At 51.3% G+C, this 13,387-nt stretch carries 11 protein-coding genes; 3 read left to right on the top strand and 8 right to left on the bottom strand.

Annotated features, from left to right (window positions below; translation table 11 throughout):
* Window positions 1-22: 22 nt before the first annotated feature.
* Window positions 23-1,669, top strand: a complete 1,647-nt coding sequence (locus tag BBD42_RS00590; protein WP_481855908.1) for an Ig domain protein group 2 domain protein — start codon at window positions 23-25, stop codon at window positions 1,667-1,669.
* 150 nt (window positions 1,670-1,819) lie between these two features.
* On the opposite strand, the gene BBD42_RS00595 is transcribed toward BBD42_RS00590, so the two are convergent.
* The 5 genes from BBD42_RS00595 to BBD42_RS00615 form a co-directional block, all read right to left on the bottom strand.
* A complete protein-coding gene (locus tag BBD42_RS00595; protein WP_099516564.1) occupies window positions 1,820-2,710 on the bottom strand; it encodes a transglutaminase family protein in 891 nt (296 codons plus the stop codon).
* Window positions 2,707-3,717, bottom strand: coding sequence for an alpha-E domain-containing protein (locus BBD42_RS00600; protein ID WP_099516565.1), 1,011 nt, complete (start codon window positions 3,715-3,717; stop codon window positions 2,707-2,709). Before BBD42_RS00600 ends, BBD42_RS00595 begins: the two co-directional genes overlap by 4 nt.
* Window positions 3,718-3,814: 97 nt before the next feature.
* A complete protein-coding gene (locus tag BBD42_RS00605) occupies window positions 3,815-5,272 on the bottom strand; it encodes a circularly permuted type 2 ATP-grasp protein (protein WP_099516566.1) in 1,458 nt (485 codons plus the stop codon).
* Window positions 5,273-5,520: 248 nt separating this feature from the next.
* The gene (locus BBD42_RS00610) at window positions 5,521-6,531 is read right to left on the bottom strand and encodes a globin-coupled sensor protein (protein WP_099516567.1); all 1,011 of its coding nucleotides are present in this window, start codon (window positions 6,529-6,531) and stop codon (window positions 5,521-5,523) included.
* 270 nt (window positions 6,532-6,801) lie between these two features.
* The gene (locus BBD42_RS00615) at window positions 6,802-8,697 is read right to left on the bottom strand and encodes a PrkA family serine protein kinase (protein WP_056039617.1); all 1,896 of its coding nucleotides are present in this window, start codon (window positions 8,695-8,697) and stop codon (window positions 6,802-6,804) included.
* Between the two features lie 370 nt (window positions 8,698-9,067).
* Between BBD42_RS00615 and BBD42_RS00620 the strand changes: the two genes are divergently transcribed.
* Window positions 9,068-9,892 carry a DUF2161 family putative PD-(D/E)XK-type phosphodiesterase gene (locus tag BBD42_RS00620; RefSeq protein WP_099516568.1) on the top strand — a complete coding sequence of 275 codons (825 nt, stop codon included), beginning with the start codon at window positions 9,068-9,070 and terminating at the stop codon, window positions 9,890-9,892.
* An 86-nt stretch (window positions 9,893-9,978) separates the two neighbouring features.
* Here the strand turns inward: BBD42_RS00620 and BBD42_RS00625 are convergent, their stop codons facing one another.
* The 3 genes from BBD42_RS00625 to trmL all read right to left on the bottom strand — a co-directional run bounded on the left by BBD42_RS00625 (window position 9,979) and on the right by trmL (window position 12,461).
* Complete coding sequence (locus tag BBD42_RS00625; RefSeq protein ID WP_099516569.1) at window positions 9,979-11,178, bottom strand: aminotransferase-like domain-containing protein; 1,200 nt, start codon at window positions 11,176-11,178, stop codon at window positions 9,979-9,981.
* A gap of 355 nt (window positions 11,179-11,533) precedes the next feature.
* Window positions 11,534-11,782: an AbrB/MazE/SpoVT family DNA-binding domain-containing protein gene (locus BBD42_RS00630; protein WP_046228684.1), complete on the bottom strand. Its 249-nt coding sequence runs from the start codon at window positions 11,780-11,782 to the stop codon at window positions 11,534-11,536.
* A gap of 214 nt (window positions 11,783-11,996) precedes the next feature.
* Entirely contained in the window at window positions 11,997-12,461 is a 465-nt protein-coding gene (gene trmL, locus BBD42_RS00635; RefSeq protein WP_056039608.1) for a tRNA (uridine(34)/cytosine(34)/5-carboxymethylaminomethyluridine(34)-2'-O)-methyltransferase TrmL, read from the bottom strand.
* Between the two features lie 177 nt (window positions 12,462-12,638).
* Here trmL and BBD42_RS00640 point away from each other — a divergent pair, with 177 nt between their 5' ends.
* Window positions 12,639-13,358 carry a response regulator transcription factor gene (locus BBD42_RS00640; RefSeq protein WP_046228682.1) on the top strand — a complete coding sequence of 240 codons (720 nt, stop codon included), beginning with the start codon at window positions 12,639-12,641 and terminating at the stop codon, window positions 13,356-13,358.
* Window positions 13,359-13,387 lie beyond the last annotated feature (29 nt).

Raw genomic sequence — 13,387 nt, forward strand, 5'->3', positions numbered from 1 at the left:
AACTACTAGAAGCGGAGGTTTGATGATGAAGGGTAATTTTTTGAAGCGATTGACGGCAGGAGCACTCATCTTTGCAATGTCTTTATCGGCAGGCACGGCAGTTTCCTTAGCGGAGGGGCCGTCTGATCCGGCTCCCGTCCTACAGCCCGCAGGAAGCGCCAATGGCAAAAAAATTCTGTTCGACAACGCCCATGCCCAAACAGCAGGTGCGGCAGATTGGGTCATTGACGGCGGCTTTTCCGATTTTGGACAAGCTCTTGCAGGCAAAGGCTATTACGTCAAGGAGCTTCGCAAAAGCGGCCCTATTACGCTGGCAGACTTAAGCAGCTATGACGTCTTCGTTATTCCTGAAGCGAACGTGCCGTTCAAGACGAGCGAGCAGCAGGCTATGCTTTCGTATGTGCAGGGCGGAGGCAGCATTTTCTTCATCGCAGACCACTATAACGCAGATCGAAATAAAAACAGATGGGATTCCTCTGAAGTATTCAATGGCTATAGGCGGGGAGCTTGGTCGAATCCCGCGCTGGGCATGAGTACAGAAGAAGCCAGTTCAGCTGCTATGCAAGGTGTAGCCAGCTCCGACTGGCTGTCAAACAACTTCGGCATGCGCATCCGTTACAATGCACTAGGCAACGTAAACTCAGGAACGATCGTTCCTTCCTCGCAATCTTTCGGCATTACTAGCGGCGTTACTTCCGTGACGATGCATGCCGGATCGACCATCGCCATTACAGATCCGACTAAAGCAAAGGGAATCGTCTACATGCAGCAGACTTCTGCGGCTTGGGGCAATGCGGTGGATCAGGGCGTCTATAATGGTGGAGGAATTGCTGAAGGACCTTATGTCGCGATCGGCAAAAATAGTCTTGGCAAAGTAGCCGTAATCGGTGATTCTTCCCCTGTCGAAGACAGCACGCCTAAATATTTGCGCGAGGAAACAGGCGGCTCCAAAACGACATACGACGGCTTTACAGAAGCGAGCAATGGCGCACTGCTCGTACAACTGGTGGACTGGCTTGCTGTTAAAGAAAGCTACACGGCGCTGAATCAAGTAAGCGGCCTTACGCTTGACAATGCAACAGCTTTGCTTGCTATGGAGACGCCGCAAACGTCGACCCAGCCGCAGGCTGAGCCATGGGCAGCTCCGGCAGCCGGCTACAAATGGTGGGACAGCTCCACCTTCAAGCAAGGTTCCTACGGCTATGCCTCAACGTCGCAGCCGCCAACCTCTGGCGCTGTAAACGAAACCTTCGAGACAGGCACGAAAGCAGCCTATACAGCCGCTTCGGTTACGCTCGGCTCAGGCTCGTGGACCTTCGATAATGCGCTGCTTGGCGATCTATCTACAGACAAGAAAAATGGGACCAAATCCGCACGAGTCAGAGCGGCCGGCTCCATCTATATGAATTTCAATGTGACAGGCGGCGCGACTACCGTCAAGGTGAAGCATGCGAGCTTTGGCAACGACACGGGAGCGACATGGAAGCTGCAAAAGTCGCTTAATAGCGGCTCCACTTGGACGGATGTCGGAAGCACCTACTCCAGCAGCCAGTCATTGACGGAGCAGACGATTACTGTAAATGAAACCGCAGCGGTACGCTTCAAAATTGTAGTTGCCGGCACATCCGGCAGCCGCTTGAACTTCGATGATTTTACAATCGTCCAGTAATTCCGGCCTCCCAAGGAAATACAACAAAATACAACAAAAAAGCCCAACAGGCGCTTGTGCAGCTGCATAAAAGCTTAAGCAGCAAGCCAGCGCCCGAAGGGCTTTTTTTCTCATTGAATTTTTCATTGAATTTCTGATGGATATTCCGCTTCATTCCTCTACCTTGCGCACATCCACCGTCACCTTCAACGTCTGCTGCCCGCTACCACGATACACGCCCTTTACCGGAACGATATCTTTGTAATCGCGTCCGTGGCCCAGCTTGACGTAACGCTCGCCGACAGGAGCTTCATTCGTTGGATCGAAGCTGCACCAGCCAAGCGACGGCACGTAGGCCTCCACCCATGCATGGGACGCCTGCTCAAAATCTGCCGTTCCGCCTTGCAAATCGCCAACAAAATGATAGCCGCTCACATAGCGGGCCGGAACCTGCTGCGAGCGGCAGCAGGCAATCATAAGATGGGCAAAATCCTGGCAGACGCCGCGCCTGCGTTCGAACATGTCGCTCGCCTTCGTATCCACCGTTGTAGCATCCGGATCATAGACGAACTCATTGCGGATTTTTTGCGAGAGCGCTAGCAGCCAGCCATATACGCTCATGCCGTCGTTTTTTCGATGCTCTACACTCCCTGCATATGTCTCCACTTCCGGGCTTAACGCCGTGTAAGCAGTAGGCAGCAGAAACTCTACGAAACGATTGCCCGCATCCTCCGACTGCAGCCATTCCCATGCGACTTCAGCTGCTCCGCCGCCATTCAGAGCAGCAGCCTGCTGCTCGGGTGTAAGAGCCTCCTTCGTCACAACCGTCATTTGCGAGCGGATCGTCAGCTTGCGGTGCGAGCCGTTCACCGAAAACGAATGCACCCGATTGCCGAAAAAATCCTCATAGCTGAACAGCGGCGCATTCGGCTCTACCGCAATGGATTGCTGGTAGCAGGACTGGCGTTCATCTGTACTCGGCGTCAGACGAATTTCATTGACACTGTCCGTAACCGGCGTCCCATAATCGTATTGCGTCACATGCGAAATATTCAGCTTCATGCGCTGGCCTCCCCCATGCGAAAAAAGGTTTTGGCAAAAGTCCCGCCCAGCGTCTGGCAAGCTTCCAGCAAATGACCGACAATGGCCCCGTCGCGGTCCAGCAATATATCTTCCCGGTCCAGGCAGGCGAGATCCGCCTTCACCTTGCTTACTTGGCGAATAACCTTGTCATGCGCTGAACGCAGCTGCATATCCTGAAAGCGGATATACCGCATATGCTCATCGAGCGTATGCAGCGCGAAATGCACGGACCTTGGAAACACTTCATTTAAGATGACAAAATCAACAATGGATTCCACCGACATGCCATCGGCATAATAACGCCGGAATACCTGATAGCCGCTCAGCGAACGCAGCATAGCCTGCAAGTACGAGTATGCGCCAGACGCATTGCTCCAGCTCTCGCCGCTCGCAAGGACCGTATTATAAGCGGCTTTAATAATGCGCAGCGTATTTTCAGCCCGTTCCAAATAACGGCCGCATTCAATAAAATGCCACTCATTCTCACGGGGCATGACGGACTGGCTGATGCCTTGAAACAGCGCCGTCCATTCCTTGATTTTGCCGAAAAACAAATGCGGCGATTCCGCCATTAAATCCTCGGGCTGCTTCTCCCGCAGCCACAAATAAAAGCCGTTGACCGCATCCCACATCTCGCTCGGCGCCTTCTCGCGCAGCGTGCGCAAATTGCCCCGCGCATGGCTGACGCAGGACACAAGCGAATTCGGATTGTCGCGGTCAAGCGTCATGTACCGCAGCACATCCTGCTCGCTGTAGCTGCCATATTGCTGGACATAGGACTCTCTGCTGCCCAGCGCATCTACGATGCGCGACCATTTGCAGGTCGGAGCTGCCATTCCTTGCCCTTGCCCTTGCCCGGCCGCCTCCGATTCTGCGCCATCCTCCGCTTGCAAATGATAGTGAACATCGATCAATCGCGCATGGTTTTCCGCCCGCTCCATGTAGCGTCCAATCCAAAACAGCGCCTCCGCATTCCGATTAAGCATAGCCATCCCTCCGATTATTAGGCTCCCCGCCTCATTGTTCCGTGCCGGCTTACCGGCTTAGCAGCTTTACCGCTTTGAGGCTTCGAATTATATGGGCCTAGCGGCTGAGCACCCACGTATCTTTAACCCCGCCGCCTTGCGATGAATTGACCACGAGCGAGCCTTCCGTCATTGCCACGCGCGTCAGCCCGCCCGGTATGACATGCGTCTCCTCGCCCATTAACGCAAAAGCTCTTAAATCGATATGGCGCGGTGCCATCATGCCATCCATCATTACCGGCGCTCGCGAAAGCCTCATCGTCGTCTGGGCGATATACCGCTCTGGATCGAGCTTAATCGCTTCAGCGAACGCTTTGATTTCCGCCGGCGTCGCGCTAGGGCCAATTAACATGCCGTACCCGCCAGACAGCGAAGTTTCCTTGACGACCAGCTCCGCGAGGTGGTCCAGCACGTATTCCCGCTCTTCCTTGCGCGACAAAATATAGGTTGGCACATTATGCAAAATCGGCTCTTCGCCCAAATAATAGCGAATCATATCCGGGACATACGCATACACCGCCTTATCGTCGGCGACCCCGGTACCTGGGGCATTGGCAATCGCCACATTGCCTGCGCGATACGCATTCATCAGCCCTGGAACCCCAAGCAGGGAATCCGGCTGAAAAGCAAGCGGATCTATAAACTCGTCATCGATCCGCCGATAAATAACATCCACTTTGCGAAGCCCGCGCAAATCCCGCAAATAAATGTTGTGGTCCTTATAAACGAGATCGCGGCCTTCCACAAGATGAATGCCAAGCTGCTGAGCGAGGAAAGTATGCTCGTAATAGGCCGAGTTGTAGGAGCCCGGCGTAAGCAGCACAATAAGAGGATCTCTTTTCCCGCTTGGCGCAAGAGAGCGAAGCGAGCTGAGGAAGCAGTTGAGGCTGCGCTCGATGCTTTGGACAGACGAGGACAAATACAGGTCATGAAACAGCTCGCTCATTAGCGTCCTGCCCTTGAATAAGTAAGAGAAGCCGGATGGGGAACGCAAATTGTCTTCCAGCACAAAATAACGTCCCTTCTCATCTCGGATCAAATCGATGCCCGAAGCTGTAATGTACACGCCTGACGGCACATCCAGTCCCACCATTTCCGGGCGGAAATAAGTGTTGGACACGATCATTTTGCGGGGGATAACGCCATCTTTTACGATGCGCTGCTGGTGGTAGATGTCGTGGGTGAAGGCATTCAGCGCGCGGATGCGCTGGCGTACGCCGCGGTCAATATTGTCCCACTCATGCCGGGGAATGACACGGGGAATATAGTCGAACGGAATCGTCCGCTCCAGAGGCTCATTTTGATTGCTGCTGTACAGCGTGAAGGTAATGCCCTCCTCCATCATTCGCTGATTAAGAGCATGCTGGCGAATGCCCAGCTCAGAGGGCTTCATTTTTCCGAACATGCGATGAACACTTTCATAGTGGGGACGAACTGAAAAATCCTTTTCAAACATTTCATCATAAAAAGATTGTGAATCGTAAAAATGCGACTGCGACTGTCTGGCCGTCGACATGCCAACCGCCTCCTCCAAGATGGCTCAACCTCACATGTAAATCCTGTAACAATAATGATCGTTTTTGATCCAACGGCATATTAATGTTAGTTTTTATGACGTTAAATTTCATAAAATCGTCCATTTCTGTAGCTCAATCATACTAAAACCGAATATTCATGTCAACTTATATATCATATAAAAAAGCCGAAATCCTCAGACACGAGAATTTCGGCTTCTTCTTAATGTTATCTACTATAAAATGCAGCCTATGAAGAGGTTGCATTAAGCTTGTTCAAATCTTTGGCGACATCATCGACCATTTTCACAAAAGAAGCAAGCTCCTGTGATTTTGCCGCTTGATTACGCGCCTCCGCCGACGTCTGATCGGACTCCTTGCGAACTGAATTAACCTTTTTCTCAATTTCACTAAGCTTATTTTGAATCGTTTCCTGTGCTCCCCGTGACGATGCAGCCAGCTTGCGCACCTCATTGGCAACAACCTCGAAGCCCCGGCCATGATCTCCGGCTCTTGCTGCTTCAATGGCCGCATTCAGCCCTAGCAAATGCGTCTGATCGGCAATTTCCCGAATCATCGTACCCATTTCCGTAATGCCGTCCAGCTCGCCCTGCAGCTCGCCAAGCAAAGAATGCGCTTTCTCTTGTGAATCTGAAGTAGACAATGCCGTAGCTGCAATCGATTGGGCGCCTTCTTCCAGCTCAACCATTAAACCAGCCAGCTGCTGCACCGCTTCCGTTACCGTAGACAGCATCGATGCGCGCTCATCCGCCAGCTCCTGCACCTTGTTTTGCTCTGCGCGGTTATACGCTTCAAGCACAAATTGCGAGTCCAAATTGAACATCTTGGACAAGGAGTGAATAACCGGCTTCCATCCATCTGGAAGCACACGCTCAAATACATCCGTTGCAATGTTCAAGTAAGTCATGTATGTACCTAAATACCAGTCGGTTGTCAGGCCGATCCGGGAATGCACAAGCCCGATTTTTATCCGGTTTTCAATAAATGCTTCATCAATAACGCCGTCGGCAAGAGACAGCCAATATTCGCGCTGCGTCCCTTTCAAACGATCCACATTGCTGAACTTCTTCATTAAAGCTACCATTTCGGGATAGAGTCCCACATTATCATAGAAACGATCAACAACCTCGTCGACTACCTGCTTAAAAACAGGCCTGCACTCCGCGAGCAGCTGCAAATCCTGTTCCTTGATTCCTGTATAGTCCAACTGACGTTTACGTTCTACTGTGACATTAATCATTGAACAACCCCCAGTCTCTAAATAATTACCAACTGCTATATTAAGTATATCGGCATTCGGCTTCATAAAGGTAGACATTTCTTTAATAATTCAAGAGAATTTGTTGAGATCTCTACAAAATTCACCGAAAAAGCTGAATCCATAGTCCCATTTTTCCAGTCCTCCTAACCTATTCTAGCTTATTCCGGCTTTATTTTCACCCAGACAACGCCAAGAAGTTCGGCGGGCAGCTGCTCCACCGAACTTTTTGATCTCCTCCTATTTGGATCGTTAGCGATTAAGCAGGCTGCCTACATAACGCAGCAGCTCATTGGCACATACGGGGCAATAACCGTGGTCATCAATCAACCGTTTCGTCACTTCATTTATCCGCTTGAGCTGGATTTCATCCGGCGTCTTCGTGGACGTCGTAATTTTCACGATGTCCTTAAGATCGGTGAACAGCTTTTTCTCCACCGCTTCACGCAGCCGTTCGTGGCTGGTGAAATCGAATTTTTTCCCTTTGCGGGAATACGACGAGATGCGAATCAAAATTTCTTCGCGGAACGCTTTTTTCGCATTTTCAGAAACGCCGATCTGCTCCTCAATGGAACGCATCAGGCGCTCATCCGGATCAAGCTCCTCGCCGGTGAGCGGATCTTTGATTTTAGCCCAGTTGCAATAAGCCTCAATGTTGTCGAGATAGTTTTCGAACAGCGTACGCGCCGACTCCTCATAGGAATAGACGAATGCCTTCTGAATTTCTTTTTTGGCCAGGCCATCGTATTCCTTGCGCGCAACCGAAATAAAGTTCAAATAACGCTCCCGCTCCTCCTTCGTAATGGATGGATGCTGGTCAAGGCCGTCCTTCAAGCCGCGAAGCACATCGAGCGCATTAATGCACTGCATATCCTGCTTGATCAGCGCGCTCGAAATCCGGTTGATGACATAACGCGGGTCGATGCCGGACATGCCTTCCTCCGTATATTCGGTCTGCATTTCCTTAAGATCGGCATCCTTGAAGCCTTCGATTTCCTCGCCGTCGTACATCCGCATCTTCTTCACCAAATCCATGCCCTGCTTCTTCGTCTCCTTCAGACGGGTAAGTATGGAGAAAATAGCAGCAGCGCGCAGAGCATGAGGCGCAATATGAATATGCTTCATGTCGCTCTGGCCGATGAGCTTCGTATAAATTTTTTCTTCCTCGGACACCTTCAGGTTATATGGAATCGGCATGACGATCATCCGTGACTGGAGCGCTTCATTTTTCTTATTGCTAATGAAAGATTTGTACTCCGTCTCGTTCGTGTGGGCAATAATTAATTCATCAGCGGAAATTAGCGCAAACCGCCCCGCTTTAAAATTGCCCTCCTGCGTCAAGGACAGCAGGTTCCACAAAAACTTCTCGTCGCATTTCAGCATCTCCTGAAACTCCATAAGCCCCCGGTTCGCCTTGTTCAGCTCCCCATCAAAACGATACGCCCGCGGATCGGATTCCGAGCCAAATTCTGTAATCGTGGAAAAATCGATGCTGCCGGTTAGATCGGCAATGTCCTGCGACTTCGGATCAGATGGGCTGAACGTCCCGATGCCCACCCGGTTATCCTCCGAGATGAATACGCGCTCCACCTGAACATTTTGAATATCGCCGCCGTATTCGGTTTGCAGCCTCATCTGGCAGGATGGGCATAGATTGCCTTCGATCCTAACGCCAATCTCCTGCTCAATCTCTCCTCTCAGCTCATGCGGAATGAGATGCAGCGGCTCTTCGTGCATCGGGCAGCCTTTAATCGCATAGACGGCGCCGCGTTTCGTTCTGGAATATTTCTCAAGCCCCTTTTTGAGCATCGTAACCAGCGTCGATTTCCCTCCACTGACAGGACCCATTAGAAGCAAAATCCGTTTGCGCACATCAAGCCTTCGCGCCGAGGAGTGGAAATATTCCTCCACCAGCTTTTCAACAGAGCGGTCCAGCCCATAAATTTCCTGCTCGAAAAATTTGTACCGCTTCTTCCCATCCCTCTCCTCGACTCCATAGGATTCAATCATTTCATAGACACGCGCGTGCGCCGTCATGGCCGGGGTTGGATCCTGTCTCAGCAGTTCAATATAATCCTTGAAAGATCCACTCCAGGCCAGCTTCTCACTCTCTGCTTGATATTCCGATATTCGCTTGAAAATGTCCATGCCGTGCCTCCTCCCATCGCTTCCGCAATACGCAATTTTTCACTTCGCTCGGCATTTGCTTGCAAGAACCTCAGCGAGTGGAACTAACTTTATTGAAGTATTACATGTCTATGCTTATTCCGCGTGGAAATTGACCACTATTTTAGGCGGTAATCATGCATATTACGACAAGTACGCTTGCAGCGCGGGTTTGCTTGAAATATAAGCATTTATAAGCTTTACCCTTATAAATGGGCTTATATTTCTCGGACTGAAACGCGCCGCGCCGCCAGAGGACGGCGACAGCCGTTTCACCTTGGACAAATCAATTCGATCTGCCCGTGCTCCCTATCCTTTGTTATAATAGTTAGAAGAAAGTGGGGGAATGCACGTGGCAGTCAGTAAGGAAGAGGAGCTTTACGGCCCGGTAAAAGCTTATTATGAAGCGCGCGGCTTCGTCGTCAAAAGCGAGGTGCTGCACTGCGATCTCGTTGCGATGCACGCGGATACCGAAGAAACCATTATTGTGGAAATGAAAAAGACGTTCAATCTCGCCCTGCTGCTGCAAGGGATCGAACGCCTTCGTATAAATGATCAAGTCGTGCTCGTAGTCGAGCGCAATCGTAAAAAAAGCGGCGCGCACAACCAGCGCTTCGGTGAAATTACCGAGCTGTGCCGCATGCTCGGCATCGGCCTTATGACCGTCACCTTCTTCAAGACGAAGGCGCCTGTCATTGATGTGCTGTGCGAGCCCGGCGAGGCGCCGCAGCGCGGAACCCGCCGCAAGAAGCAGGCGAGGCTGCTTCTTGAATTTCGCGAGCGCAGCGGCGATTATAATGTAGGCGGCAGTACCGGCCGCAAGCTGGTGACCGCCTATCGCGAGAAGGCGCTGCGCTGCGCCTACGCGCTTCAGCAGCTGGGAGAGGCGCACTCGCCTAGCCAGGTTGCTGCGCTGACGAGCTTCCCGCGCAGCGGCGCTGTGCTGCGCGACAATTACTATGGCTGGTTTGAGCGCCAGCAGCGCGGAAAATACCGGCTGCTCCCTGCCGGGGCAGCCGCCTTGACCGAATACGCCGAAGTCATCGCCGATTGGGTGGCCGCTTTGCCAAGCAATCAAGCCGGGCCATGCACAACTGCTGCCTCTGGCGAATCGCAGGCAGCTTTGGCCTACCGCGCTCCTCGCCGTCCTGGCAAGCGGCGCTCATCGTCCCGCTGATGGCCAAGAGATCGGTCATTGGCATCTGGGATCGGGCACAAGCATCAGCATGCAGCTGCAACTCGATGCTTGTGCGCGCTGCCCTGTTAGGATCGGGCCGTAAACTCGCGGATTGCTTCCGCAAAGCGCTCTACGCCAAGAGCCGTCTTGGCTCCAATATTATAAGTAAAGTTGAGCCGCGCCGTATTGCGCTGCGGGTCATAAGCATAGAAGGAGCTTCCAGGCACGAAAGCAACACCCTTCTTAACGGAAGCCCGGAGAAGCGCCTCTGCATCAAGGCCTTCCGGCAGCTCCACCCATAGGAACATGCCTCCCTTCGGCTCAATCCAGCGCAATCCTTCAATATGCTGCTGCACAAGCAGCCCTTGCATTTCGCGCATCCGCTCCCCGTAGGAGGCAGAGATAACTTTAATATGCTCATCGAGCGGAAAGCTATCCAGCAGCTCGCTGACGATTTGCTGATCAATCGCGCTGGAATGCAAATCTGCCGCCTGCTTCGCTTTAGCCATCATCGCAATGACTTCCGCTGGACCCATTGCCCATCCTGTGCGCAGCCCTGGCGCAACCGTCTTCGAAAAGGTGCTCGTATAAATAACCGAGCCTGAACGGCCCGCTTGCTGGTCAAGCGCAAACAATGTCGGATAAACGGCATTTACATCATATTTGATTTCCCCGTATGGATCATCTTCCAAGATTGGCACACCATAAGAGCTGCAAAGCGCCAGCAGCTGCTGCCTGCGCTCCGTGCTCCAGACGCGCCCCGTCGGATTGCCGAAGGTAGGCACGGCGTACACTAGCTTTGGACGATGCTCGCGAATAAGCCGCTCCGCATCCTCCGCTACAATGCCATGCTCATCGCTGTCCGCAGCAATGACATTTAAGCCATTCATCTCAAACACCTGCAAGCAAGCGAGATATGTCGGCCTTTCCACCAATATCGTATCGCCAGGCTCGGTCAGCACTTCAACAATGAGGCTGATCGCCTGCTGGGAGCCTGTCGTCAGCAGCATTTCGTCAGGACGTACGTTCATGCCCTTATGTCCCATACGCTCGCACAGCTGTTCACGCAGCGGCATAAAGCCCTCGGTCAATCCGTATTGCAGAGCGCTTGCGCCCTTCGTAAACACGCGATCGGCAGCTTCGCGAATCGCCTTCACCGGAAACAGCTCCTCAGCCGGCAGCCCTCCAGCGAATGAAATCATATCCTTGCCCTGCGTCAGCTTGAGAATATCTCTTACGACCGATGATTTGAGAGCGGTCACTCGTGATGAAAAACGGTAATCCATGGTTCGACTCCTCCTAAGATGCAAGCTTTAACGCTTATAGCTCTATGTTATCAAGGTACAGCCCATATTTAAAGTTTTCTTTTTCGGGCAGGTTGGGTATAATGAAAACAGTTGCATGAGGATTTTGGAGGTGCCATTAATGTCCATCACATTCATTATTGTAATGACTGTATTCGTCTTGTTCTTGACGGCTATGTTCACGTCTTCTTACAACGATGACAAAACCAAAGGCCTGTAAGCTGAACGATCTGCTTGCACCAAAAGAAGCTTCTCCGAAGGAATGCAGCCAAGGCTGCTCCATGGGGAAGCTTCTTTCGGTTTGTACCTATTTACTACCTATTAAGCATGTATGAGGTTAGCGGGCGAGCTGGCTCATTTCAGCCACACAAACGCCGCATAAAAAACGTTCTTTAAACTCGCGTACTTCTTCCATAGAACCGCAGAACACACATTTTGGACGGTAACGCTCCAAAATAATATGGTCGCCCTGCACTAAAATTTCAACCGGATCTCCCTCATTCATCTGGTAACGTTTACGCAACGATTTTGGAAGAACGATACGTCCGAGTTGATCTACTTTTCTTACTACACCTGCTGGTTTCATCGTTGTTCACCTCTCCTGTGTCTAGTTTGCAAGCCTTTTTCGTGAAACCCCGACAGTTCATTTCTTTAACGCTCTGCCTCTGTTTCCCCATTCTGATTCTCTCTTTAGGTAACGCTTTAAGTAATTCCTTAATTAAATCCTTAAGTAAATTCTTCACCTTGCCGCCAAGCTTTGAATCTGCTAGAACTAAAACTGTTCGTAAGCCGCCTCTATTTTAAGACAGTCCTGGAAAATCGTTCTGTCTAAGCGCCTCGTACACGATGATTGCCGCCGAATTGGATAAATTAAGCGATCTGACCTTATCCGTCATCGGCATCCGAATGCATGTACTTAAATTCGCTTCAATCAGCTCTTGAGGCAAACCTTTCGTTTCCTTGCCGAATACGAAAAAATCCCCATCCTGGTATTGAAACTCATTATAGGCTTTGACCGCCCGCGTGCTGGCATAGAAATACCGCCCATCAGCATACTGCTCCTGCAGCTCCTGAAAGGAATCATGGTACTCGACATGAACCGCATGCCAATAATCCAGGCCTGCCCGCTTCAGCGTCTTGTCATCCGTTTGAAAGCCCAGCGGACGCACCAGATGCAGATGCGCACCGGTTGCCGCACATGTCCGCGCAATATTGCCCGTGTTAGCGGGTATTTCCGGTTCTACTAACACAATATGAAATGCCATCTTCTTGTTGTCACCCCTTGTCCCTTGCCTATTATACATGAATTACTATTTTATTTAAAATAGGAATGAAATTTTACATCCCGTTAACGTACTCTTAATCCCTACTTGAACGTCTAACTTCATAATGTAGTCATGAGCAAAGACATGTTTAGGATAAGGGAGGCTTAATAAGACAACATGTTGAAGAAGAAAATTCTCGTCGTCGATGACGAGCCCTCCATCTCCATGCTGATTGAATTCAACCTGAAGCTAGCCGGATACGACGTCAGATGCGTAGATGACGGAGAAGCCGTTTTTGATATGCTGCGCCCCTTTCGGCCAGATCTCATCGTTCTTGATTTAATGCTGCCGAAAATGGATGGCATTCAAGTATGCCGCGAGCTGCGCAAGCAAAACAACGCCGTTCCCATCGTCATGCTGACCGCCCTGCAGGATGTTACTGATAAAATTGCCGGCCTCGATAATGGCGCTGACGATTATATGACGAAGCCGTTCAGCCCGCAGGAGCTGATTTCGCGCATCCAGGCGATTTTCCGCAGACTGCAGTCGCTGCCTGGCGCAGCACCATCAAGCGCCATTGACATTGGCCGCATGTCGGTACGTCCCGATGAACGGGAAGTGCTGATTGATGGCAAGCTGATCGAGCTGACGCCAAAGGAATTCGAGCTGCTCGTCTTCCTCTGCAAGCATAAAGGCAAGGTGCTGAGCCGCCAGCAGCTGCTTCATGGCGTATGGGACTATCACTTCCTCGGCGATACCCGTATTGTAGACGTCCATATTAGCCATCTCCGCGATAAAATCGAAAAAAATGCCCGGACCCCCGAATATATTATGACCGTTCGTAACGTAGGCTACAAGCTGCATGGCCCAAGCGCTCTGGAGCAAACCCTTGCCTAATTACACGAAAGAACCGCCCGTTCCTTTCA

This window comes from Paenibacillus sp. BIHB 4019, assembly GCF_002741035.1.
Lineage (GTDB): Bacteria > Bacillota > Bacilli > Paenibacillales > Paenibacillaceae > Pristimantibacillus.

Excerpts from the sequence above, each read along its gene's own strand:
- BBD42_RS00600 (WP_099516565.1), bottom strand. The coding sequence starts at position 3,717 with ATGCTTAATCGGAATGCGGAGGCGCTGTTTTGGATTGGACGCTACATG.
- BBD42_RS00615 (WP_056039617.1), bottom strand. The coding sequence starts at position 8,697 with ATGGACATTTTCAAGCGAATATCGGAATATCAAGCAGAGAGTGAGAAG.
- BBD42_RS00605 (WP_099516566.1), bottom strand. The coding sequence starts at position 5,272 with ATGTCGACGGCCAGACAGTCGCAGTCGCATTTTTACGATTCACAATCT.
- BBD42_RS00590 (WP_481855908.1), top strand. The coding sequence starts at position 23 with ATGATGAAGGGTAATTTTTTGAAGCGATTGACGGCAGGAGCACTCATC.
- BBD42_RS00595 (WP_099516564.1), bottom strand. The coding sequence starts at position 2,710 with ATGAAGCTGAATATTTCGCATGTGACGCAATACGATTATGGGACGCCG.
- BBD42_RS00630 (WP_046228684.1), bottom strand. The coding sequence starts at position 11,782 with ATGAAACCAGCAGGTGTAGTAAGAAAAGTAGATCAACTCGGACGTATC.
- BBD42_RS00610 (WP_099516567.1), bottom strand. The coding sequence starts at position 6,531 with ATGATTAATGTCACAGTAGAACGTAAACGTCAGTTGGACTATACAGGA.
- trmL (WP_056039608.1), bottom strand. The coding sequence starts at position 12,461 with ATGGCATTTCATATTGTGTTAGTAGAACCGGAAATACCCGCTAACACG.
- BBD42_RS00625 (WP_099516569.1), bottom strand. The coding sequence starts at position 11,178 with ATGGATTACCGTTTTTCATCACGAGTGACCGCTCTCAAATCATCGGTC.
- BBD42_RS00640 (WP_046228682.1), top strand. The coding sequence starts at position 12,639 with ATGTTGAAGAAGAAAATTCTCGTCGTCGATGACGAGCCCTCCATCTCC.